25 protein-coding genes and 2 pseudogenes are annotated in these 25,743 nt (G+C 66.8%); 17 read left to right on the top strand and 10 right to left on the bottom strand.

What is annotated here, in order from left to right; translation table 11 throughout:
• From DJ73_RS08605 to tgtA, 3 genes and pseudogenes are all read left to right on the top strand, one after another.
• Nucleotides 1–702, top strand: a pseudogene (locus DJ73_RS08605) (glutamyl-tRNA reductase); the annotation flags it as partial.
• Nucleotides 703–1,174: 472 nt separating this feature from the next.
• Nucleotides 1,175–1,951: a Nif3-like dinuclear metal center hexameric protein gene (locus tag DJ73_RS08610; protein WP_094557777.1), complete on the top strand. Its 777-nt coding sequence runs from the start codon at nucleotides 1,175–1,177 to the stop codon at nucleotides 1,949–1,951.
• An 82-nt stretch (nucleotides 1,952–2,033) separates the two neighbouring features.
• Nucleotides 2,034–3,557: a tRNA guanosine(15) transglycosylase TgtA gene (gene tgtA, locus DJ73_RS08615; protein WP_094557778.1), complete on the top strand. Its 1,524-nt coding sequence runs from the start codon at nucleotides 2,034–2,036 to the stop codon at nucleotides 3,555–3,557.
• A 1,597-nt stretch (nucleotides 3,558–5,154) separates the two neighbouring features.
• On the opposite strand, the gene DJ73_RS08625 is transcribed toward tgtA, so the two are convergent.
• The gene (locus tag DJ73_RS08625; protein ID WP_094557779.1) at nucleotides 5,155–6,213 is read right to left on the bottom strand and encodes a PAS domain-containing sensor histidine kinase; all 1,059 of its coding nucleotides are present in this window, start codon (nucleotides 6,211–6,213) and stop codon (nucleotides 5,155–5,157) included.
• 836 nt (nucleotides 6,214–7,049) lie between these two features.
• On the opposite strand from DJ73_RS08625, the gene DJ73_RS08635 reads away from it, so the two are divergent.
• Nucleotides 7,050–7,922, top strand: a complete 873-nt coding sequence (locus DJ73_RS08635) for a hypothetical protein (protein ID WP_094557781.1) — start codon at nucleotides 7,050–7,052, stop codon at nucleotides 7,920–7,922.
• Between the two features lie 519 nt (nucleotides 7,923–8,441).
• A complete protein-coding gene (locus tag DJ73_RS08640; RefSeq protein WP_094525318.1) occupies nucleotides 8,442–9,425 on the top strand; it encodes a metallophosphoesterase in 984 nt (327 codons plus the stop codon).
• 245 nt (nucleotides 9,426–9,670) lie between these two features.
• Here DJ73_RS08640 and DJ73_RS08645 read toward each other — a convergent pair whose 3' ends face one another.
• Both DJ73_RS08645 and DJ73_RS08650 read right to left on the bottom strand, forming a co-directional pair.
• A complete protein-coding gene (locus DJ73_RS08645) occupies nucleotides 9,671–10,015 on the bottom strand; it encodes a hypothetical protein (RefSeq protein WP_094525317.1) in 345 nt (114 codons plus the stop codon).
• Nucleotides 10,016–10,145: 130 nt separating this feature from the next.
• Nucleotides 10,146–10,592, bottom strand: coding sequence for a pyridoxamine 5'-phosphate oxidase (locus tag DJ73_RS08650; protein ID WP_094557782.1), 447 nt, complete (start codon nucleotides 10,590–10,592; stop codon nucleotides 10,146–10,148).
• A gap of 80 nt (nucleotides 10,593–10,672) precedes the next feature.
• On the opposite strand from DJ73_RS08650, the gene arcS reads away from it, so the two are divergent.
• Nucleotides 10,673–12,475: an archaeosine synthase subunit alpha gene (gene arcS / locus DJ73_RS08655; RefSeq protein WP_094557783.1), complete on the top strand. Its 1,803-nt coding sequence runs from the start codon at nucleotides 10,673–10,675 to the stop codon at nucleotides 12,473–12,475.
• A gap of 111 nt (nucleotides 12,476–12,586) precedes the next feature.
• Nucleotides 12,587–12,937 (top strand): hypothetical protein, encoded by a 351-nt coding sequence (locus tag DJ73_RS08660; protein ID WP_094526737.1) that lies wholly within the window; start codon nucleotides 12,587–12,589, stop codon nucleotides 12,935–12,937.
• Here the strand turns inward: DJ73_RS08660 and DJ73_RS08665 are convergent.
• Nucleotides 12,918–13,916 (bottom strand): ammonium transporter, encoded by a 999-nt coding sequence (locus DJ73_RS08665; RefSeq protein WP_094557784.1) that lies wholly within the window; start codon nucleotides 13,914–13,916, stop codon nucleotides 12,918–12,920. The two genes, DJ73_RS08660 and DJ73_RS08665, sit on opposite strands and share 20 nt — an antisense overlap.
• Before the next feature lie 516 nt (nucleotides 13,917–14,432).
• Between DJ73_RS08665 and DJ73_RS20265 the strand changes: the two genes are divergently transcribed.
• Entirely contained in the window at nucleotides 14,433–14,597 is a 165-nt protein-coding gene (locus DJ73_RS20265; RefSeq protein ID WP_170938246.1) for a hypothetical protein, read from the top strand.
• 111 nt (nucleotides 14,598–14,708) lie between these two features.
• On the opposite strand, the gene aceA is transcribed toward DJ73_RS20265, so the two are convergent.
• Nucleotides 14,709–15,791: an isocitrate lyase gene (gene aceA, locus DJ73_RS08670; protein WP_094526739.1), complete on the bottom strand. Its 1,083-nt coding sequence runs from the start codon at nucleotides 15,789–15,791 to the stop codon at nucleotides 14,709–14,711.
• 109 nt (nucleotides 15,792–15,900) lie between these two features.
• Nucleotides 15,901–16,284: a hypothetical protein gene (locus DJ73_RS08675; protein WP_094557790.1), complete on the bottom strand. Its 384-nt coding sequence runs from the start codon at nucleotides 16,282–16,284 to the stop codon at nucleotides 15,901–15,903.
• Nucleotides 16,285–16,560: 276 nt separating this feature from the next.
• On the opposite strand from DJ73_RS08675, the gene thiL reads away from it, so the two are divergent.
• Nucleotides 16,561–17,454 carry a thiamine-phosphate kinase gene (gene thiL / locus DJ73_RS08680; RefSeq protein WP_094525312.1) on the top strand — a complete coding sequence of 298 codons (894 nt, stop codon included), beginning with the start codon at nucleotides 16,561–16,563 and terminating at the stop codon, nucleotides 17,452–17,454.
• Between the two features lie 59 nt (nucleotides 17,455–17,513).
• Nucleotides 17,514–18,071: a sugar O-acetyltransferase gene (locus DJ73_RS08685; protein WP_094557785.1), complete on the top strand. Its 558-nt coding sequence runs from the start codon at nucleotides 17,514–17,516 to the stop codon at nucleotides 18,069–18,071.
• Nucleotides 18,072–18,098: 27 nt separating this feature from the next.
• On the opposite strand, the gene prs is transcribed toward DJ73_RS08685, so the two are convergent.
• The gene (prs, locus tag DJ73_RS08690) at nucleotides 18,099–18,953 is read right to left on the bottom strand and encodes a ribose-phosphate diphosphokinase (protein ID WP_094525310.1); all 855 of its coding nucleotides are present in this window, start codon (nucleotides 18,951–18,953) and stop codon (nucleotides 18,099–18,101) included.
• 165 nt (nucleotides 18,954–19,118) lie between these two features.
• Between prs and DJ73_RS08695 the strand changes: the two genes are divergently transcribed.
• Both DJ73_RS08695 and DJ73_RS20605 read left to right on the top strand, forming a co-directional pair.
• Complete coding sequence (locus DJ73_RS08695) at nucleotides 19,119–19,769, top strand: HVO_0476 family zinc finger protein (RefSeq protein WP_094525309.1); 651 nt, start codon at nucleotides 19,119–19,121, stop codon at nucleotides 19,767–19,769.
• Nucleotides 19,754–19,921, top strand: coding sequence for a hypothetical protein (locus DJ73_RS20605; RefSeq protein WP_176451318.1), 168 nt, complete (start codon nucleotides 19,754–19,756; stop codon nucleotides 19,919–19,921). The genes DJ73_RS08695 and DJ73_RS20605 overlap by 16 nt, the downstream gene beginning before the upstream one ends.
• A 28-nt stretch (nucleotides 19,922–19,949) precedes the next feature.
• Here the strand turns inward: DJ73_RS20605 and fer are convergent, their stop codons facing one another.
• Entirely contained in the window at nucleotides 19,950–20,339 is a 390-nt protein-coding gene (gene fer, locus DJ73_RS08700) for a ferredoxin Fer (protein ID WP_094525308.1), read from the bottom strand.
• A gap of 214 nt (nucleotides 20,340–20,553) precedes the next feature.
• Between fer and DJ73_RS08705 the strand changes: the two genes are divergently transcribed.
• The 3 genes from DJ73_RS08705 (at nucleotide 20,554) to DJ73_RS08710 (ending at nucleotide 22,679) form a co-directional block, all read left to right on the top strand.
• Nucleotides 20,554–21,423, top strand: coding sequence for a CheF family chemotaxis protein (locus tag DJ73_RS08705; RefSeq protein WP_094525307.1), 870 nt, complete (start codon nucleotides 20,554–20,556; stop codon nucleotides 21,421–21,423).
• Between the two features lie 79 nt (nucleotides 21,424–21,502).
• Nucleotides 21,503–21,679, top strand: a complete 177-nt coding sequence (locus DJ73_RS20270) for a hypothetical protein (protein ID WP_170938248.1) — start codon at nucleotides 21,503–21,505, stop codon at nucleotides 21,677–21,679.
• Between the two features lie 94 nt (nucleotides 21,680–21,773).
• The gene (locus DJ73_RS08710; protein WP_094557786.1) at nucleotides 21,774–22,679 is read left to right on the top strand and encodes a heavy-metal-associated domain-containing protein; all 906 of its coding nucleotides are present in this window, start codon (nucleotides 21,774–21,776) and stop codon (nucleotides 22,677–22,679) included.
• Nucleotides 22,680–22,743: 64 nt separating this feature from the next.
• On the opposite strand, the gene DJ73_RS08715 is transcribed toward DJ73_RS08710, so the two are convergent.
• On the bottom strand, nucleotides 22,744–23,625 hold the full coding sequence (locus DJ73_RS08715) for an MOSC domain-containing protein (RefSeq protein WP_094557787.1): 882 nt from the start codon (nucleotides 23,623–23,625) through the stop codon (nucleotides 22,744–22,746).
• Nucleotides 23,626–23,697: 72 nt separating this feature from the next.
• On the opposite strand from DJ73_RS08715, the gene DJ73_RS08720 reads away from it, so the two are divergent.
• The gene (locus tag DJ73_RS08720) at nucleotides 23,698–24,153 is read left to right on the top strand and encodes a hypothetical protein (RefSeq protein ID WP_094557788.1); all 456 of its coding nucleotides are present in this window, start codon (nucleotides 23,698–23,700) and stop codon (nucleotides 24,151–24,153) included.
• Nucleotides 24,154–24,210: 57 nt separating this feature from the next.
• Here the strand turns inward: DJ73_RS08720 and psmA are convergent, their stop codons facing one another.
• A complete protein-coding gene (gene psmA / locus DJ73_RS08725; RefSeq protein WP_094557789.1) occupies nucleotides 24,211–24,984 on the bottom strand; it encodes an archaeal proteasome endopeptidase complex subunit alpha in 774 nt (257 codons plus the stop codon).
• 265 nt (nucleotides 24,985–25,249) lie between these two features.
• Between psmA and DJ73_RS08730 the strand changes: the two are divergent.
• Nucleotides 25,250–25,743, top strand: a pseudogene (locus tag DJ73_RS08730) (hypothetical protein); the annotation flags it as partial.

Below are 25,743 nucleotides of genomic sequence, written 5' to 3' on the forward strand. Positions count from 1 at the left end.
GCGGAGTTCGTCGCCGGCGAGGTCGACACGCCCTCGGAGGCCGTCTCGCTCGCCGACCTCCCGGCGGTCGTGCACGGGGCCGACCTCGTGATCTCGGCGACCGGGAGCCCGGAACCGGTGATCGAGCCGGAACACGTCGCGGACGCGGGGCGGCTCGTCTGCATCGACATCGCGCAGCCCCGCGACGTCGACCCGGCGGTCGCCGACCGCGACGAGCTCACGCTGTACGACATCGACGCGTTAGAGGACGTGACGCGCCGGACTCGCGAGAGCCGCGAGGCGGAGGCGCGCGAGGTCGAGGCGATCATCGACGAGGAGCTCGACCGCATCCTGCGGGCGTACAAGCGCAAGCGCGCGGACGACGCCATCTCCGCGATGTACGCGGGCGCCGACCGCGTCAAGGCCCGCGAGGTCGACCGCGCGCTCTCGAAGCTGGAGGCGCAGGGCGATCTGACCGACGAGCAGCGCGAGACCGTCTCGGACATGGCGGACGCGCTGGTCGGCCAGCTGCTCGCGGCCCCGACCAGCTCGCTGCGCGACGCCGCGGGCGAGGACGACTGGGAGACGATCCGGACCGCCCTCCGGCTGTTCGATCCCGAGTTCGACGCCCCGCCCGAGGTCCCGGGCGGGACGTCGGCGGAGGAGAGCGGTCCGGAGATCGACGGCCCGCCGGAGTCGATCGCCGAGGAACTGGACGATTAGCGCTCCCTTCGGTCGCCCTCGCTACTCGCGCGACTCGCTGTCGTTCGAAAGGCGCGGAGCGCCTTTCGTGATGTCGTCAGAACGCTCTGCGTTCTGACTGCTAGCCGGAAATCTCTGATTTCCGGCGATGACGAGACGCCTCCGGCGTCTCGAACCACGCGCTTCGGTCGCTCACTTCGTTCGCTCCCTGCAGTGCTTGCGTCGTCGTGCTTCGTCCTCGCGGCTGCCCATTTGAATCCCGCCCCGCACAGCACCGCAGCCTCACGCCTCCCCAGCCTCGTCGGACGCCCTCCGCTTCGCTCCGGACGTCCGACTCCCTCGCGCGCGCTCCGTCGCGCCCTCCGGGCGCTCTGAGGCGCGCGCCACCGCATGAGACGTTTATATGCCTGAGAGACGTTCTCGGTCCGGCTGCGATCGGAGCCGACCCGGACGGACCGTCGCTCTTTATTCCCCGACCGATCCACGGATCGTCATGAAACTCTCCGAGTACGCGCGACGGCTCGACGACGAACTCGACACGGCGGCGTACGCCGACGTCGACGCCAGCGCGAACGGGGTACAGGTCGGTCCGGACGACGCCGAGGTGGAGCGCGTCGCGTTCGCGGTCGACGCCGCCGAGGCGACGATCGAGGCCGCGGCCGACGCGGGCGCCGACGTCCTCGTCGTCCACCACGGGATCTCGTGGGGGGGCATCGACCGCGTCACGGGGACCGCGTACGACCGGATCGCGGCGCTGGTCGAGAACGACCTCGCGCTGTACGTCTCACATCTCCCACTGGACGGCCATCAGGACCTCGGTAACGCGGCCGGAGTCGCGGGCGCGATCGGGGTCGGGGACCGGGAGCCGTTCGGCGAGATCGGACCGGTCACGATCGGGACGGTCGGCGAGCTCGACGCGCCGCGGTCCGCGGCGTCGATCAGGGAGGCGCTTGACGACTTCGAGGGCCAGCCCGACGGCGAGGCGTCGCCGACGCGCGTGCTCGATTTCGGCCCGGAGGAGATCGACCGGGTCGCCGTCGTCACCGGGTCCGGCGTCGACTGGCTCGACGAGGCCGTCGAGGCGGGCGCCGACGCACTGATCACGGGCGAGGGGAAGGGGAAGGCGTACCACGAGGCGCGAGAGGCCGGCGTCACGGTGTTCCTCGCGGGCCACTACGCGACGGAGACGTTCGGGGTGCGCTCCCTCCAGTCGCTGTCGGCGGAGTGGGGGCTAGAGACCGAGTACGTGAGTCACCCGACGGGACTCTGAGGAGCCCGACCGGAGGGGCGAGGGCTCCGTCCCGTCGCCTCCCGAACGCAACCCTTACCGCCCGCGTCCGCGCACTCCGGGTATGCGCGATCACTTCGAGATCCGGGACCACGACGCCGCCGGGCGGATCGGCCGGCTGGAGGTCCCCCGCGCCGGGGTCACGGTCGAGACGCCGGCGCTGCTGCCGGTCGTCAACCCCAACGTGCTCACTGTCGAGCCGTCCCGACTCCGCGAGGAGTTCGGCGCTGAGATGCTGATCACCAACTCCTACATCATCCGGAGCACGGACCGGATTCGCGACCGCGTGCTGGACGAGGGGCTCCACGACTTCCTCGGGTTCGACGGCGCGATCATGACCGACTCCGGCTCCTTCCAGCTCGCCGAGTACGGCGACATCGACGTGACGACGGAGGAGATAATCGAGTTCCAGCGGCGGATCGGGAGCGACGTGGCGACCCCCGTCGACGTGCCGACGCCGCCCGACGTCGACCGCGAGCGCGCCGAGCGCGAGCTGGCGACCACCGAGGAGGCGCTCGCCGACGCCGAGGCGGCGGAGACGGGCGAGATGCTCGTCAACGCGCCCGTACAGGGGTCGACGTTCCCGGACCTCCGAGAGGCGGCGGGCCGGCGCGCGACCGACACCGACCTCGACGTGTTCCCGGTCGGCGCGATGGTGCCCCTCCTCAACTCCTACCGCTACGCCGACGTCGTCGAGGCGGTCCGCGCCGCGAAGCGCGGGCTCGACCCGGACGCGCCCGTCCACCTGTTCGGCGCGGGCCACCCGATGATGCTCGCGCTGGCGGTCGCCGCCGGCTGCGACCTGTTCGACTCGGCCGCCTACGCGCTGATGGCGCGCGACGGGCGCTACCTGACGGTCTCCGGGACCGAGCACCTGGAGGAGATGGAGTACTTCCCCTGCTCGTGTCCGGTCTGCGCCGAGCACACGCCCGCGGAGCTCCGGGAGATAGACGGGAGCGCCGGGGGCGGAAACGGCAACACCGACGCCGACGCGTCCGCCGAGCAGCTGCTGGCCGAGCACAACCTCCACGTCACCTTCGAGGAGCTCCGCCGCGTGAAGGCGGCGATCCGGTCGGGGAACCTCCTCGAACTGGTCGACCGCCGGGCCCGCGGCCACCCCGCGATGCTCGACGGCTACCGCGCGTTGCTCGATCACGCCGACGAGCTGGAGCGCACGGACCCGGTGTCTAAGGACGCGTTCTTCTACACCTCCCACGAGTCGGCCCGGCGACCCGAGATCCGCCGGCACCGCGACCGGCTCGCCCGGCTGGAGGCGCCGGACCGCCTGTTGCTCACGGAGTCGAACGCGCCGTCGACCCACGACTACGACGCGGTGTGGCGCGTGAAGCCGCCCTTCGGCCCCTTCCCGCGGGCGCTCTCGGAGACGTACCCGCTCACCGCGGAGGTCCCGAAGCGGCTCGACGAGGCGGCCCGAGTCGCCGCGGCCGAGGGCGTCGCCGCGCTCGCGGAGGTGAACCCCGAAAGCGAGATCACGCTCGGTCACGACGGCTGGCCAGAGACGGCGCTCGACGCCGTCCCCGACTGCGTCGAGACGGAGGACCTGCGGACGCTCGGGCGGTCCGGGTAACGGGGCTTGTTGAACCCCCGATCAGTGACTGATTTCTGTGGCTGTGCTGAATACAGGGCGCGAGTCTTGTACTAGTCCCCCTCAGTATGATCAGGCCGGATCGGTCAGTACAGGGAAATCACGAATCACTCGATAAACTTAGTTCGCTGAGTCTTGACTCCCGTTCGGTCGAAGCACTGTATAAAAGAGAAGCCCAAGTTCTGTAAGTACGACTACGCCCCCGATCGAGCGAGCAGCAGTCGATATCCCTGTCGTGTAACCACGTACCGCAACAGCGAGATCACCAAGTGCCGCGACTCCAAGCCCGAGCAAAAATACAATTATGAAGAGCAGATACCGAATCGATGTAAGTAGTTCATCTGTTCTGGAGGGCATCAAAAGTAGTTCGAGTAGTGTTTGTGATAACTTTTCTGAACTGGTAAACGACTGACCAGTTCGCAAGCGCAATCTATGCCTAATTTAGAATTCAAATGGGGAAAATAACGCAGTCCCCGTGCTGATTAGATCCTCTGTATCGGTCACGCTAGCACTGACAAGCGCCGAGTAGTTCGAAACGTCACTGCTACATATAACGCGTGTATTTTACACGGAACCCCCTCCAGAGAACGGTAGCCCGAATGGGTCAGTACAGGGGATCGACTGTCATCCACCGCTACGGATTAACGATAGCTTTGATACTTATCACAGTAGACTCGGACGGTTTCACTGAGAGTTCGTGAACACCGGTAACCGTGATTGTACGCTCAAACGTCTGCTCCGTTTCGAACGCCTCTGAGAGAACGTCTTGCGAGTCATGAGAGAGAGTAACTTCTCCACCAGACCCTTTCTGTGTTCCAACGATGATTTTCACTGTATCACCCTTCTGTAGGTCTAATTCGTACGTCTGTTCTCGCTGTGTCGTGTCATCGACGCGGACATCACCAGAACCTCCCGTCACTGCCGAACAACCCCCGAGGACAGACGCCACGGTCACACTCGTTACAGACAGATACGTTCTCCTGTTCACGCATGTGGTTTTGACGGTAGAGTATAAATAGAATATCCAGAAACAAACAGATGCTTTAGCTAGTCATACAGATGCGTCCGCAGGCACCTACTAACGGTTGGTCCGGGAATCAAACGAAGAAAGTAACGCAGTCTCAGTGCTGAATGTATTCTCCCTATCGGTCATGTAGCTACTGACAGCGACTGGGGAGTTGATACCGCTCGTGCCGATAGAGGGCGCGAGTCGATCAGACGGCTATCGGCTCGTGACGGCTGCCCGCTTGGCTCCTCGATCCGAACTCGAATCGCACCTCAGAGACGGATTCGAAGGCGGAATTACCGATGGATGAGATCTCCAAGAGAAACACATCACTTTCTGCTCAATAGACATCCGTTCCGCTCGGTATGTCCGGGTGTGGGCTTGCGATTATCAAGGTGATTCACAGGTGCGGTCGCCGCGACTGTTTTCGTGAACCCCCTCGTTTCGCCTCCGGACATGTCGCCGCCGACAGCGCTCGGATCGATATCGAATGGAGCGAATTGGAGATCTATTCGTGCTGACTGAGGAAGGGTAACTCCCATCGAGACGTACGCGCCGTCGCGAACAACGAACTCAATCGGTCATCATCGAATCCGGGAGCTGCTTGGGCGGCAAGAATAAGGAGACGGCGTTTCCCCCGGAATTCCGCGATTCGAACAACACCTCTCCGCCGAGCGATTCGACGCACCACTTCATCACGAACAGGCCGATCCCGGAGCCGTGGGACGTGCTCGTGGTGACGGTCGGCGAAAACAACGCGGCGATCTCCCCGGGCGGGATCGGCGGATTCGTGTCTTCGATGCGGATCTCCGCGCGACCGGTGTTGGGCGATGAGCCGACCGTTATTTCGACTGTCGGCGCCTCGTCGTTGCTGTGGACGATCGCATTCTCAATGGCGTGTGCGAGCGCGTACTCAAACGCGTCGTTGATGTCGATCCACATCCGTTTCCGTTCGCTGACCCGGATGTCCGCGTCGGGGTATTCGGCGCCTATCCGATTCGCGATGTCCTGCACGGCGCCCGCGGCGGAAACCCGGACGACGCTCGCCTGTGAGTCGCTCACCGCGTGTTCGATCTGTTTCACTGACGTAGCGATGTTACCGAGCTTCTCGCCTCTGGATCGAATAGTCGAGATGACCTCCTCGGACGGTCCGCCCTCGGAGGCGTTCATCGCCTGCTCCGCGCATCCGATGATAATCGCGGCCTCGTTCCGGAGGTTGTGCCGAAGGACGCGCCAGAACAGCTCCGCCCGATGATGGGTGTCGTAGTGACGTGTGACATCTCGTACCTCAACGTGGACACAGCAGTCCGCCGTCGGGCGCTGTCGCGAAGTGAACACCTGAATCCAAATGAGTTCGCCGTCCGCTCGTTTGGCTCGCCACACGAACTGCTGCGGGCTTCCGTTGGCGGCCCTGGAGAGTCGATTGTGGAACTCAGACTCGGTGTGCGGGTAGGTGTTTGCCGTGTATTCGGCCACGGAGAGCTCACGCAGTCGGTCCGAACTGTATCCGAGGATTTCCTCCAGTCGGGCGTTCGCGTCGATAACGGCCCCGGAGGCGGCGTCATAGATCGCCACACCGGTGTGGAGCGTATCGAGTACCGGCGACAGTGTCCCGCACTCGGGCGAGGACATACAGCCGAGGATTTCACCGAGGCACGGTTTTTGTTGCTATGAGTGATATATATCGCTCCGTACGAAATCAGCAACCGAACGGGCGTTCTCTGATCAAGAGAGAATTGAATTTGTATCAAACTGACTATGATATGATCGCCTATCTCCGGAGTCCCGTCCGGGCCCACGCCATAGTCTGATTATCTCAATCTGAAAAACTGCGATGTGAACTACCTTACCCTACTCGCTCACGGCTGACGCCGTTCGCTCCTTGAGGGTAGGGTTTCCTGCTTCCACGACGCGCTTTGCAGACGCTAAATGTCGGAGTGGACTCGTCTTCGTCGAGCGAGAAGGGGCACGACGGACTGGTCACGACGAGTATATATCCCACCGGTCGGCTTCTGACGCGTCCGTTCGCCTATTATAAGGGTTCAAGCACAGGGTGCCGAATAACCCGAACGAGTAACAGATGACAACGGATACCAACCGGAGGTCGAGGAACGACGAGACGACCGGGCGGAAGTCAGTGAGTCCCCCGTTCACCGGTCTGGTACATCAAGTCGACAGGCGGTCGTCGGGTCCCGATCGGGTCACGGTGTTCCCAGCAGAGGCGACCGATGACGAGCGGCTGTCAGCGTGGGTGACGGTGGACGTCGACTCCGTCGTCAAGCCCGAATGCTTCCGATAACCCCCCGGATGTACCGCGACCGCGGCGGGCGAGACGGTCGGGAAGCCCGACGCTGCCGGTCCCCGTCGAATCCGATGCTCTGGTCAACGCGGACTCGGATGTTTCGCCCGCCGCCGATTCGGACGCCTCTCCCAGTAACAAACGAATTCGAGGTGGTCCGTCGGTGGGTATGAAACGACGGGATCTCCTCAACAAAGCGCTGGACCGAGTAGCGCTCGGGGTCGTCGCTTCCTCGGTCGTCGAACTGTCCGACCTGTGGTCTGCGGCGCTGGCTCTTTCTGCGAGCGAGGCGACGCTGCCAACATCCATCGACGGGAGAGATTCGGTCGCTCGGGAACGGACCGCGGACGGCTACGCCATGACGTACGAGTGGACGGACCGGTCCGGGCGTGAGTGGCGTCTGGAGTTTCCGATCGAACGGTCCGCGTACAGAGAAGCGGCCGACGAGACGCACGGATATCTGAGTGGCTTCGAAGCGGCGAAGGCGAGCGCTCATGCCGAGCGGCTCACGGAGGCGCTCGTCAACGCGAGCGCGACGGGCGAGAGTGCTCGACGGTCGCTTCCTGAGTCGGTCCTTCTCGACGGGGCGACCGGACTCGTACACTCGCTCAAATACGCGACGGATGCGGAATCGATGGGAGCGCCGGACTACATCCGAACCGTCGAGGAGACGCTCGTCGATGGCTGCGGTGACTGCGAGGACCTCACGTATCTGCTGGTCGGGATGCTTTCCCACCCGGCGTTCGGCTACCGGACCGCGATGGTGATCCTTCCCGGTCACATGCTCGCGGGCGTTCACAGGGACGACCTCCCGGCGGCGCACGCCGACGCACCTACCCTCCCGGGAGGGACGTACGTCGCAATAGAGTGCACCACGTCTCGCCCGATTGGTGAGTTCAAAGGCGAGCCCGTGCTAGCGGTGTACGGCGACGGCGTCGAATACATCGACCGGTCGGCGATCGCCGACACGGGCGAGGAGTTCCTCCAAGACCCGACGCAGTTTCAGACGATTGCCGACGCGTCGGCGAAGCGCCCCCACTAACCGGAGCAACTGTGGTCGACAACCCTCCCTTACCTCACTCAGTCTCCCGACTTCGCTCGGTGAGGGAGGTTGTTATCCGTGAGCTTAGCCTCGAAACCGGCCAAGTAACGGTGAATTTGCCGCTCGGCGTCACCGTTCCAGGGTTCAGGGCGAGTTCAATACGGACGGTTTCAACGGTGTCAATTATATCCGGACGTTCGGATACGTACTCGTATGTATCAATATTAGAAATTCATTAACCGCGGTCCGAAGTAAACACATCTGAGTCGCAAGTGGCCGAAACACAACACACGGTTTACATTCACTCAAGACCATGATTCATCACCTACGCGGCACTGTTGAAACGAACTCAAAATCGCTCCTTTCTGACCAAGCCTGTGCGACTCGGCCGTTTACGATCGCGTTTGTCGCTATCATTAATCGTCTCACGCTGGAAGCACACGGCAGTCCGGACGTCGGCGGCCACCTCCGTACCGCAGACCGACCGCATACCGCCCGTGGCTCAACTGGCTCGATACCATGACGATGAAACCGAACGCCGCGAGTCGAACCGCCGGCGTCGAAACCGACGTACTCGGATCGTTCACGCAACTGACCGCCGGAGACCATACACGCGTGGCGTTCGTTTCGGACCTCCATCTTTCCACACTCGGGTACGGCACGTCACGGGCGTTACATCGAACCGAGGAGCGACTGAAACAGGTCGTGGCGTCACTAAACGAGGACCAACTCGATGCCGTCGTGTTCAACGGTGACCTCGTACAGAACGGGACTAGAGCCGAGTATGACGCGTTCGACCGGATCGTGGCGGATCTCGACCCCCCGTTGTTCGCCGTTCCGGGAAACCACGACCTGATCGATCGAGGCGACGGATCCACGTCACAACTCACTCTCCCGGAGTTCGAACGTCGATATACCCCGACACCGTTTCCCTACCGAGTCCGGATCGGAGGTGTCGACCTCATCGGGTTGAACAGCAACGCGTCGACCCGAGCAGCGCTGACCGATTCGTACAGTGGACGGGTGTCGCCTTCGACTCTCGACTGGCTTGAGGGAGCAATTAGTGAAGTCGAATCTCCGATCGTTTCGGTCCATCACACGTTAGAGACGGTGCGAGAGCGGTATCGAAACGAACAGGAACACCTGCCTCTCGAAGACGGCAGCTGCCCGGCGTTCGAGAACGATGATGAACTCATCAGTGTACTCGGAGGCGAGTCCGATCCGCTCGTCGTGACCGGTCATCTTCATGTCCCCACCATCGTGCGATCCGTGGACATAACCGAATTCACGCTCCCACCGCTCGGACCGTATCCGTGTGGTTACACCGTACTCGACATCGGGAGCCAAGGGACCGTCGCATCGTTTCATTCGGCCTGCACGTACGCGCGTCAGGCTGAGGCGCTCGCGTTAGGACACGGGAGCGACCGGACCTTGCTCGCCGCAGCACGTATGTCAAACCTCCCGCTGGCCACCGACGACCCTGATTCGGTTCCCGATGGATGAGCGTCAAAGTGCCTTCTTGTCAAGTGAACGTTCTCTCGTCCACCGGCGAGGAGGACGTTTAGAAGCAGTCGAAGAAGAGCCGCGCCTGAGGGTGGGAGCCGATTCGAAGTGAGCGCCTCGAAACGATCGACCACGCCGTACTGGCTCTATCGTCTGCGTCAGTCAGCCCGCTTCTGAAAGCTGTCGGGTATGTTACTGATCCGGTGCTGAATGTAGGGCGCGAGTCGGCCAGAGTAGAGTTCGTTTCAGACGATCTCTTCAAGCACTGACTCGCCACTACCATCCTGTGACTCCCATTCCCACTTGTCTTCGATACGCACGCGACCATCGTCAAGCAGTTCGACGGTGCCTACAGAGTGGCCACTCGCGGTTTCATTCTCCGTGTTGATCTGTGAATACCTGATATTCCATTCATTTCCGTCAAACGTTCCGACGAGATGGCCATCGACAATACTTCCACCAGTATAGTGTGCGTAAATTCGTTCGCCTTCCTGTTCAAACTCGAAGCGAGTATCTCCACTCACTTCCCCCGAATCGGTGTTTGCAACGCCAACAAGCGTCCGACCATCGAGTGAGATATCTTCTGTCATATACTGTTGTGCTATCTAGGAGGTCAAAAAATCACGAACTTAGTTGCTGACTACATCCTCTGTATTCAGCAGCCACTTCCCGTCACGTCATGAGAGCTTCAACGGGGACCGGAAAAACGGCCGGGCGATACTATCCCTCTCCCGACCCCATCCGCTTCGAGTAGTCCCACGTGTGGAGTCGCTCCGGCTCGACGCGGATCCGGACCTCCTCTCGCTCCGGGCTCAGGAGTCGCTTCCCGGTCGGGTTGTCGACGCCGCCCAGATACCGCTCGAGCAGAGACCGGAGCAGGTCCTTCTCCTCGTCCGGCGAGACCGTCGCGCGCCCTCGTCCCCTGACTCCTTTATACGGCGGGTCGTTCGTCGACACCTCGAAGGAGACGTGGTCGTCGTGCGCGAGGAAGGCGACGAGGTCGGCGTCGGCGCTCGTCGCGCAGTGGACGGCGCCGTCCCACGAGAACCACAGCGAGACGATCCACGGGTCGTCTGCGGGGGTGTGACAGCCGAGGCGGACAGGCACGTGCGTGTCGGTCAGGAACTCGTCGACGCGGTCGCGGTCCCACGGGCCGGTCGGCTCCATGCGATCCATTCGGTCGGGTCCGGCGTAACGGTTGCGGCGCGGAACACAAGAGAATTGACCGTCCCCGCGCGAGGGGACGTATGACCGACTACTTCGAGGTCCACGAGCGTGACGGCGCCGCCCGACTCGGGGAGCTTCGGCTCGCCGAGCCGGTGACGACGCCGGCGCTCGCGGACACGTTCCTCGAGGACGCGGGCAGCCTCTGGGCCGGCGACCGAGCGGTCCCCGACGGCGACGAGGCCGCGCTCACTGTCCTGCCGCACCGCTCGTTCCCCGCGGGGACCCGCGAGGAGGTCCGCGAGTCGTTCGCGGTCGATCACCCCGATGTCGACTACCCCTCCGCCGCCGTCGTCGACAGCGCGGGCGCCCGCGACGTCGGCGCCGACGCGTATCTGCTCTCGAACGCGTCCGGGTTCGTCGGCCACGGCGAGGCGTTCCGCGACGCGGTCGTGTCGGCGAAGGAGGCGCTCCCGGCCGACACCGCGCTGTTCCTCTCTGGCGTCGCCACGCCGCTGAACGTCGCGGTCCTCGCGTACGCCGGCGTCGACCTCGTGGACGCGACGCTCGCCCGGACGAAGGGGACGGAGGGGCGATACCTCACCGCCGACGCCGAGCACTTCCTGGAGGACCTCGACGAACTGCCGTGCGCCTGTCCGGCCTGCGCGACGCCCCGCGACGAGTTCACCCGCGCCGACTGCGCCGTGCACAACGTGAACGCGCTCCGCGCGGAGCTTCGGCGCGTCCGCGAGCGGATCCGCGCGGGTCGCCTCCGCGACTACGTCGAGGGGCAGGCCCGCCACGAGCAGTGGCTCACGGCCGCGTTCCGGGAGTTCGACGACCAGTGGGGGTACGTCGAGGAGCGCACGCCGCTGATGCGCGACGCCGAGGTGACCGCGGCGACCGCGGAGACGCTGGACCGCGTCGAGATCCGGCGGTTCGCAGACCGCGTGACGAGCCGGTACCGGAACCGGTTCACCGATCAGCCGCTCGTGTTGGTGCCCTGCTCGGCGACGAAGCCGTACAGCGACTCGCAGAGTCACGGGCAGTTCCACGACGCGATCCAGTGGCGCGGCCACACCGTCTCGATGACCTCGCCGATCGGCGTGGTGCCTCAGGAGCTGGAGACGACGTACCCGGCCCAGCACTACGACGCGGTCGTCACCGGCGACTGGAGCGAGGACGAGATCGGGTTCGTCTCCGAGGTTCTCCGGCGCTATCTGGAGCGGAACGACTACTCGCGGGTGATCGCGCACGTCCCCGAAGACGGCTACCGCGAGATCTGCGAGCGCGTCGCGAGCGACCCCGCGGTCGACGTCCCGTTCGAGTACACGTGCGTCGGCCACCCGACGAGCGACGAGTCGCTCGGAGAGCTGAACGCGACTCTGCAGGGCGAGCCCGCCTACAGCAAGCGCGAGCGCGAGCACAACACGGTCCGGGCGCTCGCCGATTACCTGCTCGGCGACGGCGCGGGCGACGACCTGTTCGGCGGGCCGGGCGAGGCCGATATCCGCACGACCGGCCGCTACCCCAAACTCCAGGTGTGGGGCGACGACCCCGACGCCGGCCGCGAGGGCGAGCCGGGCGAGCAGCTCGCGACGATGGTGCCCCAGTACGGCACCCTCTCGTTCACCCTCGCCGGCGCGCGCCGCTGGGCCGAGAGCGCCGCCCCGACCAAACGCGTCGAGATCGACCCGTTCGTCCCGCACGGCTCCGTCTTGGCGCCCGGCGTCGTGGACGCGGACGACGACATCCGCGTCGGCGACGAGGTCGTCATCGAGGGGCCGAAGGCGTTCGCGGTCGGCCGCGCGGAGATGTCCGGGCCGGAGATGGTCGACTCGACGCGCGGCGTCGCCAGCGAGGTCCGGCACGTGGACGAGAAGTGAGCGGTGACGAGTAGCGAGCGACGACGACGATACCGTTTATTTATCATCGCTGGCCCACCCGGCAAAAGTATTAGTTGGTCGAAATATACATGCGGGGTGAGGTCCGGACCCGTGATCTCCAGAGCGCGAGTGCTGGCCACGGTCTTCGGCGTGCTAATCGGGGCCTACGAGGGAATAGGCTGGGCAGTCAGGCTGGGTGCGATCCCGGTATTGAAGCACACGCCGCTGATCATCCCAATCCTGCTGGGAGCTCTCGTCTACGGTGGCATCGGGTTCCGATACGGGGTTCTTGGTGCAGTCTTCGCAGTTGTGATGCTCGTCGTGGACCTTCTGGTCATCAGCGGTCTGAAACAGGCGAGCGTAGTGGCGATAGCGCTGTGGTTTCTGCTTCCCTTCACCGTCCTGCTCTGGGGGAGTCCGTTCGTGCCGTCCAGATACCTGTTTACTCCTCCGCGGCGGTAGTGGAGCGCCGCCGATTAAACCGTTGGAGGAGGGTCTTGGCGTCCTCGGGCAGCATCTCGAAGTGTTTCTCCGTATCACCGTGGCTGCGGACGGAGACAAAGACGAAGTCTTCCAGCAGCGACGCGAGTAGTAGCGCCAACCCAACGATGACGACGAACACCAGGGTGTACAGGACATCGGCCTGGATGAGGAAGTAGAGGGCGAGCAGGCCTGAGATTAGCATCGCGGTCCAGAGTATCGTCCGGGCCGGGTGCAGGACCTCCGCCTCGGCGATGCTCACGATGTTCTCTGGGACGAAGTAGTACCGGTAGCTGTACCGTCTGAGTAGTGTCTCCTCGTTCCGCTTAACGATGATGGGGTCCGGTGCCATCTCACGGAACTCGTTCTCAATCCGGTTGTCCTTGACCGTCAGCGATGTCACCCCGAACGGTTCGTCGGAGTCGGGTTCGTCCGGGAGGTACGCGTAGAGCGCCGCCGCGCCGAGGACGCCGATGGCGATACCCAGCACGACATCGACGATGCCAACCAGTGCGCCGGCCATGCCCGCAAGCAACAGGATCGCCCCCGTGTCGTCGTCGGTCAGCTGCTGGAGGTCGTGTTCGAGCTCGCTGTACCCGGACGCCATCGACTCCCAGTCCGAGAGCCCGACGGAGTACGTGTCGGCGGTCGTTTCGATCTCGACCGTGTCGTCCACGAACAACAACAGCGAGACGGCGATGGCGGCGATCACGAACCCGACGACACCCACGAGAGTGCTGAAGGTCGAGAGCAGGAACCCGACCGCCGCCGAGATCCCAACGATGCCGACGATACCGTTACTGGTGAGCGCACCGCGGGAGACGGACAGAACCACGATGTTGTCGACGTTGAGGTGTCGCTTCTTCGAACGGTACTCCTCGTCGTCAACCGTGATGGTCAGCGCCCGCTCGGTGCTTCGCTCACTAGGTGACGAAGTCTCGGCTGGCTTGTCACGAGTCATGTCCCGACGCTTGAGACGAAGATATGTGATATGTTAGTACAAAACTTGGGATACATCACATATGAAGAGTATCGTAGCATCGAAAGTGAAAACACTGGCATGATGCCGAGGTATCTGTTGAATCTGATGTTTGAGATCGTGTGGCTAATGTTCTCGTTTTCGCCACAGATTTCAAAGAACGCTATGGCGCCGTGTCGCGCCGACGAGCGGGCTGCCGGCCCGCGAGGAGCGCGCGAGGGACGCCGCGAGCGAAGCGAGCGGCGAGGCTGGGGAGGCGCGAGGTCGCGGCGCTGTTCGAACGCGTCGTCCCCACGGCTGCTGGCTTCGGGAGTGGTCAGTATCGAACGCGGTCGATCGGTTATCCCTGAGCGGCCGAACTTCGGTGGTTGTCACCGCTCTACCGGCCTCGAGACCGACGTATACACGACCGACGGAGCCCTCGGAGCGCGCGATGACCCGATCCCCTCCGATCGCCGGATCAGTAGCTTCAAAACTGCGCCGGACCGAACCTGGCACATGGCGCTCGAAAAGGACGTGGACTGTCCCTCGTGCGGAGAGGCCCAGTCGTTCTACCGGACCGCGGCGATGACCCTCCACCTCGGCGAGAAGACGAAGTGGCGGTGCCCCGAGTGCGGCTACGGCTACGTCGAGATCAACGGCATCGACACGCTTCCGGCCTGATCCGCGAGCGCGGCGTCCGACCACCGGTCCCCGAACCGCGACCGACCGCCGGCGATAAAGAAAAGCGAGACGACCGGGCGATTCCGGTCTCGTTCCGCGATCGGCTCCCGATCAGTCGTCGCTCTCGGGGGCCGGTGGCTCCTCCGTTTCTCCCTCGGCCTCGGTGTCCTCGGCCGTGATCGGGTCGCGCTCGTCCTCGCTGAAGCCGGCCGACGCCTCCTGTCGGGCCGACGCCTCGGGGTCGAACCGCGCCTCGATGTCCTGATACCGAGGGACGAAGGAGAGCTCGTGGTGGCTCTCCGTCTCGTGACCGAGGTAGCGGTCCTCCAGGTCGAACTGCGCCTGCTCGTCGTTCTCGGCGATGTTCTGCATGTCCTCGTACACCGCGTGGGCGCCCGAGTGGAGCCCGTACAGGGTGATGAAGATGTACTGGTAGCCCAGGTCGCCGAGCTCCTCGAAGGTGAGCGGGTCCTCCTGCTCGCTCCACGCGAACGACGAGGAGTAGTTGAACGCAAGGTCGAGGTCGGGATGGGTCTCGTGGATCGTCTCCGCGTACTCGACCGCGTCCTCGCGGGACGGGTCGGGCATCTCCGGCCAGACGAGGTCGACACCGGCGTCGGCGTAGATCCGGCCGCGTTCGAGGTGCTCCTCCCAGTCGCCGTTCGCGGAGCCGTACGCGTCGGTCCGCGCGATGATGACCGTGTCCTCGCTCTGCTTGGCGTCGACGGCCGCCTCGAAGCGCGACCGCGCCTGCTCGCGGGAGGCGATCTGCTTGCCGGCGATGTGGCCGCACCGCTTCGGCGAGGTCTGGTCCTCGATGTGGACGGCGGCGACGCCGGCCTTCTCGTACTCGCGGACCGCCCGGCGGACGTTGTGGACGCCGCCGTAGCCGGTGTCGCAGTCGGCGACGACCGGGAGGTTCGTCGCCTCGACCATCCGCTTGGCGTTCTCGACCATCTCGGTCATCGTGACCATCTCCAGGTCGGGGAAGCCGAACTGACCGAGCACGGTGGAGTAGCCGCTCATGTAGGCGGCGTCGACGCCGGCCATCTCCGCGAGGCGAGCGTCGAGCGCGTGGTAGATCCCGGGCGCGAAGGTGTACTCCTGCTCCGCGAACAGCTCGCGGAGCTTCCTGCCGGCCGGGTTGTCGATATCTCTCGTGAAGACGTCGTCGTCGAGTTCGTTCGGGTGCATAGGTGTCACTCCGCAATGTCGCCGTCGGTGTGTCGGTCGGTCGCGCGCCGCGTGAACGTCGTCGGGTCCGGTCGCGGTCCGTCACCGGTTCCGGCCATCGGAACGGCGCTCATCGCGATCCCCCGTCGGTCCGCGTGCGGCCGGTCGGACGCAGGTCCGGGACCAGCGGCGCGTCCCGCTCCGCGTCGGTCGGGGGGCGCGTCGCGGCGCGAGCCGATCGGCGCGTCGGGTCGGCGGTCGTCGGGGATCGCTCGGCGGTCGTCGTCGGGACGAGCGGCGCGCCCGCTTCCTCGGTGATCGGCGTGCGGCCGGGAATCCCTCCGGGAGAAGTGTCGTCGGTCGGCGTCCGATCGGTCGTCGGGCGCCCCGTCGTCGATCGGTCGGTCCGGGTCGTCGATCGGTCGGTCCGGGTCGTCGATCGGTCGCCGTCGGTCGTCTGCTGGTCTGTCGGTCGAGTCGTCTCGGGCGTCGTGGCGTCGTTAGGTGTCGTCATCGGGTCGTGTGGGTGGTTGCGGTGGTCGTCTGGTGATCTGTCGGTCGGCGCGTCGCGTTGCCGCATGTCCGCGTACGGATACTGACATTGCACTCGGTTCGTTCGGAGGAATGGTAATAAACATAATGATTGATAATGATAATATTCGTTAACCTATCTTATTCCCTTAAATGATGTGTGGTACCACGGAACATGACTCCGATCGGAGCACCGCGCGTGCGGGCCGAGAGCGTCGGACCGATCCATACTAACCGGTTCCGGCGCGTTGGACCCGCCGTGAACGAGCGCGACGCGCTTCGCCGGCTGGCCGCCGACCTGCCGCACGCGGGCGACGACGCCGCTGTCGTCGGCGACACCGTCATCACGACCGACATGCTCCACGAGCGCACCGACTTCCCACCGGGAACGACGCGGTACACCGCGGGGTGGCGCGCGGTCGGCGCGTCGCTCTCCGACGTGGCGGCGATGGGCGCGAGCGCGACCGCCGCCGTCGCCGTCTACGCCGACGCCGCCTTCGACCCCGACCGACTCGACCGCTTCGTCGCGGGCGCGGTCGACGTCTGCGAGGCCGTCGACGCCGAGTACGTCGGCGGCGACCTCGACAGCCACGATGAGTTCACGACGGCCTCGACCGCCATCGGCGAGGTCGCCGAAGACGGACCGGTAACGCGCTCGGGCGCCGCCTCGGGCGAGGCGCTCTGCGTCACCGGCGAGTGGGGGCGGTCGGCGGCCGCGCTCCGCCTGTTCGAACGCGACGACGAGGGGTCGGTCGAGCGCGCCAACGACCTCTTTCGGTTCACGCCCCGCGTCGCCGACGGGACCGCGCTCGTCGGGCGAGCGACCGCGATGATGGACTCCTCTGACGGCCTCGCGCGGTCGCTCCACCAGCTCGCGGAGGCGAGCGGCGTCGGGTTCGCGCTCGAACGGGACCGGCTCCCGGTCCATCCCGCGGTCGACGACATCGCCGAGGGCCCGAGCGACCGGTTCGAGCTTGCGGCGCACTTCGGGGAGGACTTCGAGCTCGTCTGCGCCGTTCCCGACGCCGAGCTCGACGCGGCCCGAGATGCCTGTCGGGCCGAACTCACCCGGGTCGGGACCGTCGTCGACGCCGCGGAGGGAGTGACGGCCGACGGCGACTCCCTCCCCGACCGCGGGTACACGCACGGGTGAGGCTCGGTCGGACGGCCGAACCACCGTGGTCTTATAAATCGGCTCCCGTCACCTCGACCATGTCGAACGAGACCGAACGGATGCTGGCCGGCGAGCCGTACGACCCGAGCGATCCGGCTCTCGTCGCGGACCGCTCCCGCGCCCGCGACCTCGCCCGGCGGTACAACGCGACGACCCCGGCCGAACGCGGCCGCCGCGAGCGGCTCCTCCGCGAGCTGTTCGACGCCGTCGGGGAGGGGCCGACCGTCCAGCCGCCCCTCCGCTGTGACTACGGCTACAACGTCGCCGTCGGCGACGATTTCTTCGCGAACTACGGCTGCGTCTTCCTCGACACGAACCCGATCTCGTTCGGCGACCGCTGCCTGCTCGGCCCGGGCGTCCACGTGTACACGCCGACGCACCCTATCGACCCCGAGGAGCGCGCGACCGGTCGCGAGCGCGCGGCGCCCGTGACGGTCGGCGACGACGTCTGGATCGGCGGGCGAGCCGCGCTGAACCCGGGCGTGACCGTGGGCGACGGCGCGGTGATCGCCTCGGGCGCGGTGGTCACGGAGGACGTGCCGGCTCGGACCGTGGTCGGCGGGAACCCGGCGCGACCGATCCGGGAGATCGAGTGAAGGCGGCGGAGAACAGAGACGAGAGCCCTACGCCAGCGCGTCGGCGAGGACGGGGGCGACGCTGACGACGCTGCAGCCGCCCTCGATGGTGTCGCTGCCGACGATCCGGTCGACGCCGGCGCCGCGGAGCTTCGTCACGGCGTTGGCGGCGAGCATCGGGTGGACGCAGGCGGCGAGCACCGCGCCCGCGCCGCGGTCGTTCAGCACGGCCACCGACTCGCTCATCGTCGACCCGGTGGCGACGATGTCGTCGACGACGACCACGTCCCGTGCCGAGACGGCGGCGTCCGACGGCGACACCGCGACGGCGCCGGTCTCGCGGTCGCGGTGTTTCTCGAAGTAGTCGGTCTCGCCCGCGCCGTACGCGTCCCGGACCGTCTCGGCGATGCCGACCGCGCCCTCGTCCGGCGCGAGGAACAGCGGTTCGGTGAGGTCCGCCGGCAGGGGTCCCGCGAGGACGCCCGCCGCGTCGACCGTCTCCACGGGGACGTCGTAGAAGTCGGCGACGCCCGGCTCGTGGGGGTTGACGAGGACGACGCGGTCGGTGCCGGTGGAGACCGCCCGCGCCATCGCCCGCGCGGAGACGGGCTCGCCGTCGCCGAACGACTGGTCCTGTCGCGCGTATCCCATGTACGGGACCACGGTCGTCACGCGCTCGGCGCCGGCCTCGCGGACGGCGTCCTGGAGCTGGAGCAGTTCGACCCACGCCTCGTCGGAGTCGGTCGCGGCGACGACGACCGCCTCCTCGCCGTCGAAGTCGGGCACCGCCGCGAGCGTCTCGCCGTCCGGGAACCGGTCGTACGTCGGCGTCGCCAGCGGCCGGCCCGTCTCCTCCGCGAGCGCGGCCGCGAGCAGCTGTGAGCTGGATCCGGGAACGATCATGGGCGTCCGTTCCCCAGACTCCGATAAACCAGTTTCCTTACTCCGGCGGGGACCGGACGCCGAGAGCCGCGGTCGCCGAACCGCCGCCGCGAGCCCCACGCGAGCGTGTGACGCACCGAGGTCACAGGGGCGGATATTTACGCGAGCGGCGGATACGACGCCGTAATGACCGAAACAGGAGACCGAGTCGGTCTCGCCTGCCCGTCGTGTTCGCCGGGCGAGGAGACCGTTCACGAAGTGTTGCGCCCCGGCGGGCAGGCGACCGTCCGCTGTACCGACTGCGACCACACCTATAAGACCGAAATTCCGGAAGAGGAGACAGTCGAACTGGACATCGTCGTCTCGCAGGACGGCGAGTCGTTCACCACCCGGATGGAGGTCCCCGCGGACACCTACGTCGGGACCGGCGAGGAGTTCGTCGTCGACACGCCCGACGCGCTGATGCAGGTCCGCGTCACCGGGATCGAGGTCGGCCCGGAACAGCGCGTCGAGGAGGCCGACATCGAGACCGTCGAGACGCTCTGGACCCGCGCGGTCGACAACGTCACCGTCCCGGTGACGCTGCACCCGAAGGACGGGAACGCCGACGAGACGCGCTCGGTACGGGTGAACGTCCCCGGCGATTACGAGTTCACCGTCGCCGAGACCGTCGAGTTCGGCGACGAGGAGTTCGTCGTCGAGGGCGTCCAGATCCGCGAGGACGCACCCGAGTACCGCCACGAGAAGCTGGACCATGACGGGGACTTCGCCTACGCGAAGGACGTCAAGCGCGTGTACGGCCGCGACGAGAGTCTGACGGCGTGGTCGGCCTGGTAGGGGCCGACGGCGTGGTCGGCCCGGTATGGCACGGCGGCGTGATCGGCTTGGAGGACGGTCGAGTGATCACCGCGGCCGCGGCGCTACGGGACCGGCGCTCCGAAAAAACGGTGGCACCGATGGGGGTGACCCACATCGAACACCGTCTGTGAGTACGACCGCGGCGTGGTCGGTGCGGCGTTAGATGACGCGGTTCTGCAGGTAGTCGAGGTGTTTCGCGTTGTAGACGATCTTGACCTCGTCGGTTGCCGGGCTCCCGATGCAGGTGAGACGGACGTCCTTGTCTTCGACCTCCTCGTCGGAGAGGATCTGCTGCATGTCCATCTCGATGTCGCCTTCCTTCACGATCGACGCGCAGTTCGCGCAGGCGCCGGCGCGGCACGAGAAGGGCCAGTCGTAGCCCTGGGCCTCGGCGGATTCGAGGATGTACTCGCCCTGATTCACGTCGAGGGTACCGTAGTCCTCTGCGTCGAGGTCGGCCTCGGCGGCCTCCTCGAAGAGGTTGTCATCGTCCATCGACCAGCCGTGGTCGTCGAGCACTTCGTAGTTGAGGTATTCTACTGTGGGCATCACCTGATGGTTGGATCCCCTCCTCATTAGGCTTTGCTGTTCCACGCCTCTCACCGATCGATCGACCGACTGATCGAGGCCGAACGAGGGGCGATTCGGGGCGAACGACGGCCGAACACGTTCGCCCGACCGCCGCGGCGAGCCTGACAGCTCGTTATTACGACTGATACCCCGTGGGTAACAGTAAATAGCGAACGGCGTCTACGGTGATTCGATGGGAGAGTCCGTCGTCGCCGACTTCGTCGGTCGCGTCCACGCCCCGGATGTCGAGAGCGACGAGCCGGTGACGGGGCGCGTGCTCCTGAGCGAGCGCCGGCTGGTGCTCGCGACGGACGGCGGCAAGACGACCGTCCCGCTCTCCGGGGTGTTCGACGTGGTCGTCGGGACGGTGCCCGGCGACCTCCAGTCGTTCTTCAGCGACAGCGTCACCCTCGCGTACGAGCGGCGAGGCGAGCGCCGCACCGCCCTCGTCGAGGGCAAGCCGGAGCATATGGACCGGTTCGTCCGCCTGCTGTTCAAGGCCCTCTTGCGCGACGTGACCGTCACCGTCCGGCACCCCGCAAAGGTGGGCGGGCGCGTCACGGACGCCTCGGACCACACGGCGTCGGTCGCCCTCAGACCCGGAGCGATCCGCTTCGTCGACTGCCCCGACCCGTTCGAGGTCGACCTCTCAGCCGTGATCGACTACGAGCGGACCGACCGGACGCTCGCGGGCACGCAGCGCCCCGCGCTCGTGTTCCGCCACGCCCTCGACTCCGAGACGGTCACGTCGATCGCGACCGTCCCGAACGAGCGCACGCTGAACGTCCTCGGCCGGTACATCAAACTGGAGTACGACGAGGCGATGGAGGACCTCGAATCGTTCGACCCGACGGAGGAGCAGCTGGAGATCCTCGTGTCGATCTACTCGGCCGGCGGCGAGGCGAACATCGCCGACGTCGTCACGGGCGACGTCACGCGGACGTCGATGGTCCTCGACACGCTCCGCGACGAGGAGCTCGTCGTCGACGGCGAGTCGGGCGCGGCGCTCACGCGGAAGGGGCAGATGATCGTCACCTCGTACCTGGAGTCGGTCAACTCCTGAACGGCGCCGTCTCGGCGGATCCGGGGCCGACAGCGCCGGTCGACCGAACGATTTTGCGCCCGCGACCCGTACGACCGGTATGGGATTTAAGACCGACTTCAGCAACGGTGTCATCTCGCTTCTCGTCAGCCTCGCCGTGACCGCCGCGGCCGCGCGTTCCGAGGAGAGCGACGAGTGGTCGACGGGGGAGCTGTTGGCCGCGGTCGGGATCGCCTCGTTCCTCTCGGGATACCTGACGAGCTACTTCGCCAAGTGAGGCGGCCGGGGGCCGGCCGGCAGGAGGCCGACCGGAACCCGTTCGGCGGCGATCCGGGGGAAGTTTCATGCTGGTGCGGACGAAGGTAGTTCACATGCCAGACGACCGCCACGGGCGTCCGACGCGCCTCGACGCCGTGGCCCGCGAACGGGGCGTCGACGCGCCGGCGGGCGACCGCCGCGGTGTGACGTCGCGCGACGACGCGGGGCCGCGGACCGCGCGGGTGCCGGAGCCGCACGTCCACGACACCTTCTCTGTCGACGGAATCGACACGAAGCGACGCGAGGGGCTGTTGGAGGCCGTCCTGCTCGACCGCGACGGCGTCAGCGCCGCCTCGGTGACGAGGCGGAACGGGACCGTGGGGATCCACCACGACCCCGACGTCTCCCGCGAGGAGCTCAGAGACGCGCTGGAGGCCTGCGGGCTCGTCGTCGCGCCCGGCGACGCGGCGTTCGAGGTGCGACGCGCGGCGCAGTTCGCCTCCGCCCGCGTCGCCGTCGCCGTCCTCTTCGGGCTGATGGTGGCGACCCCCTACATCGCCGTCCTCTACCCCACCCGTATCGAGTGGCTGTTCTACGACCCGGTGACGGTCCAGTACCTCCAGTCGATCCTCGACTCGCAGATGGCGACGCACTTCTTCGTCAACCTCGGCTCGCTGTCGGGGATCGCGTTCCTCGTGGCCTGCGGGCCGATCATCAAGCGGTCCCTCGCCGCGGCGGCGGCGGGCGAGCTCACGAACGAGAGCGTGTTCGTGGCGGGCGTCACGGCCCTCTTCGGCTACAGCACGCTCGCGGCGTTCACCGCCTTCGAGGGCGCCGTCCACTACGACCTCGTCGCGTACGCGGTCGTCGGCGTCACCCTCTGGAACCACTTCGGCGTCGGCGAGACGACGCCCGACACGGCTGGCGTCACGGAGCCGACCGCCGGCGGGAGCGGGACCGCCGACGCCCCGGCCGACGCCGATGAGGAACCGGTCGCGATGACCGACGGCGGTCGGTAGTCGCCGACGGCCACTTCGCGCGAATCTTTTTAAACGGCAGCACCGGTTCGGACGCGCCGAGCGCTCAGTACGCCGCCTCGTCGAGCGGCTCGACCCCTTCGATCGTCACCTCGTCGCCGACCGCGACGGTCGATCCCCACCGTTCCTCCGGAACGACGGTGTTCACCATCAGCCGGAAGTCGTGGTCGAACGGGTCGCTCTCGGTCCAGTCCGGGAGCGTCGCTCGCCGGTTCTCAATAAACGTCTCGCGGAAGCCGTCGATCTCCTCGCCGGTGTCCGGGTTCCGAGACGGCACGACGCAGCGCTGGCAGGGGTTGACGCCGAGCAGTTCGGCGTCGCCGGCCGCGAACCGGACCGCCTCTCCCCGGTCGGCGAAGAGCCGGTCCTCCCAGAAGGCGGGGCAGTCGTCGACGACCACGCTCGGACGGAGCCGGCGGCACATCTCCGTCGCGTCGGCGACCCCGTCGAACCAGCCCGCGACGGTCTCGAGGGTCGCGCGCGAGATGACCGTCGGGCCGCGCGCGGCGCGGTCGTCCGGGAACCCGCCGTCGGGCTCGCGCACGAGGTCGACGGCGTAGCCGAGGTAGTCGCCGACCCACGCCGCCAGCGCGTCGCCCTCGTCGGGGAGCGCGAACGTCCGCTCGTCCGCGTCGACCCCCGTCTCGGGGCGCGCCGGCCGCGAGAGGGTCACCGCCGTCGGCGTCGCGTCGGCGGGACCGGCGATTTCGTAGCTCGCGCGGAGCCCGTGGACCGCGGGCTCGCTCTTTCCGTTGACGTACCCGCCGTTCCCGCCCACGGAGGCCTCGTGGGGGTCGACGCCGGCCTCGACGAGCGCGTACGTGCGGTCCCCGCGGAGCGCGCCCGCCGGTCCGAGCTCGGCCCGGTCGAGGGCGACGCCGTCGTTCGATTTCAGCGGATAGGCGACGAGGTCCGCGATGCGTGCCATGCCCCGGGTTCGGCGGCGGCGCACAAAAGCGATCGGCGGAACGCATACGTGGGTCCGGGGGGATCGTCGGCCGTGTCCCCGAGCCCCCCGTCGCTTCCGACCGCGGAGGCGGCCCTCTTCGGTGCGGTCGTTCCGGCCGGCCTCTTCCGCGTGATATCGATCCTTGACGCCGGCGTCCGCACCGCCGCGAGCGACGCGCTCGTCGCCGCGTGGCTCCTCGTCGTGGCTGCCGGAACCGCGGCGCTCGCGACGTGTCGCAGTCACCCGATCGGGGCGCTGGTCTCCGGCGCTATCGGCGGCGTCGTCGCGGGGTTCGCCGCGTTTGCCGTCCTCATCGGTTGGGGAATCGTCGCGTTCGCGCTCCCGCTGATGTCGGTTCTCGCCGTCGTCGCTGGCGCGTGGACGAGCTACGAGGTGCGTCGGGCGCGGGGAGTCGCGACCGAGCCGGCACGCGGCACGTGGCGGTCCCGGCTCGCGGGTATCGCGGCCGCGGCGCTCGTCGGGTTAGGCGTCTTGATCGCCGCCTGAGCGGCGCGGGCCGTGGGACAAAAAATAGCGAGTGAGCCGCCGAGCGACGGACGCGACTTACTCCTCGTCGTCCGCGTCGGCCTCGTCGTCGGCCTCGTCCGTTTCGTCGTCGCCGATCCCGGCCGCCTCGAACGCCTCGGCGACCTCGTCGCCGGGGACGGTCCGGTAGCCCTCCTCGTCGGTGATCGTCGCGACGGCGACGTCGCTCGGCTCGAACTCGTCCTCGTGGGCCGCGAGCGCGGCGAGGCCCAGTTCGATGCCGGCGGAGAGCGAGAGGTCGTCGGTCCACTCCTCCTCGAGGTGGCCCTGGATGTCCTGTCGGCCGCCGCCGATGACGGTCGCCTTCCACTCGTTCGGGGTGCCGGAGGGGTCGGCGGCGAAGAGGCGCGGCTCGCCGTTCTCGATCCCGCCGATGAGGAGCGCGGCGCCGTACGGCCGGGTGCCGCCGCGCTGGGTGTTCTCCTGGATGTGGTCGGTGACGAACTTCGTCAGCGTCTCGACGCCGACGGGCTCGCCGTAGCGCAGGCGGTTCCCCTGCGACTGCCGACGCGCGAGGTCGATCAGCTGGCGGGCGTCGGCGACGTGGCCCGCGCTCGCGGTGCCGAGGTGGTCGTCGAGCTTGTGGAGCTTCTCGATGCTCTCGGCCTCCATCAGCGTCGAGGAGGCGCGGGACATCGCGACGAACACGACGCCCTCCACGGTGCGGATCCCGACGCTGGGCGCGCCGCGCGAGACCGCCTCGCGGGCGTACTCGACCTGGTAGATGCGCCCGTCGGGCGAGAACAGCGACGTGCCGCGGTCGTACGCCTGCTGGTCGTTGCCGCCCATCATCGCCGATCACCCGCTCTCGCGGTGTCGCCTTGGCTCATTACCCGTTATTACGCCGGACGGTTGAAAAAGCATCCGTAACCGGTACGTCCCGGCCGCGACCCGGGTTCCTTTACGCGTTGGCGGCCGACGGGGGCGGCCGACCGTCGCCCGCCGCGACGCCCGCGGCCCGTCGGCGCGTTCGCCGCCCCCGACCTCCGTCGCGCTCGCCGGTCGCGACCCCCGCCTACGACGGATATATGCCGATCGGCCCCCTAACAGGGTCGACTTGAATCCCACACGAACGACAGCCGTGCTAGTGGCCCTCCTCGCGCTGTCGGCGGCCGTCGGCGGGGCCGCGGCGGTGCCCGATGCCCGGATAGCGATCGACGGCGTCGAGGCGAGCTCGACGGAGCCCGTCGTCGGCGAGCGCACGACCCTGAACGTCACCCTCTCGAACTCCGGCGGGAGCCCCGAGGCCGCCGACGTGCGGAGCGTCAGACTCCTCGACGCGGACGCCGATGAGGACGCGGCGCCGCTGGACGAGGCGACCGCGGTCGGCGCTCTCTCGCCCGGCGACTCCCTCGACGTGAGGCTGTGGACGCGGTTCGACGAGCCCGGCGAGCGCCGCCTCACCGTCGAGGTCGTCGCGGAGGACGAGGCGGCCGACGACGAGGACGAGGGCGACGCCGTCACGGTGACGCGCGACGTCGTCGTCGACGTCCAGCCGGCCGAGGTGACGCTCGACCTCCGCACTCGCGGCCTCGCTCCGGAGGACCTCCA

Source organism: Halorubrum sp. Ea1 (assembly GCF_002252965.1).
In the GTDB taxonomy this organism is placed as follows: Archaea; Halobacteriota; Halobacteria; order Halobacteriales; family Haloferacaceae; genus Halorubrum.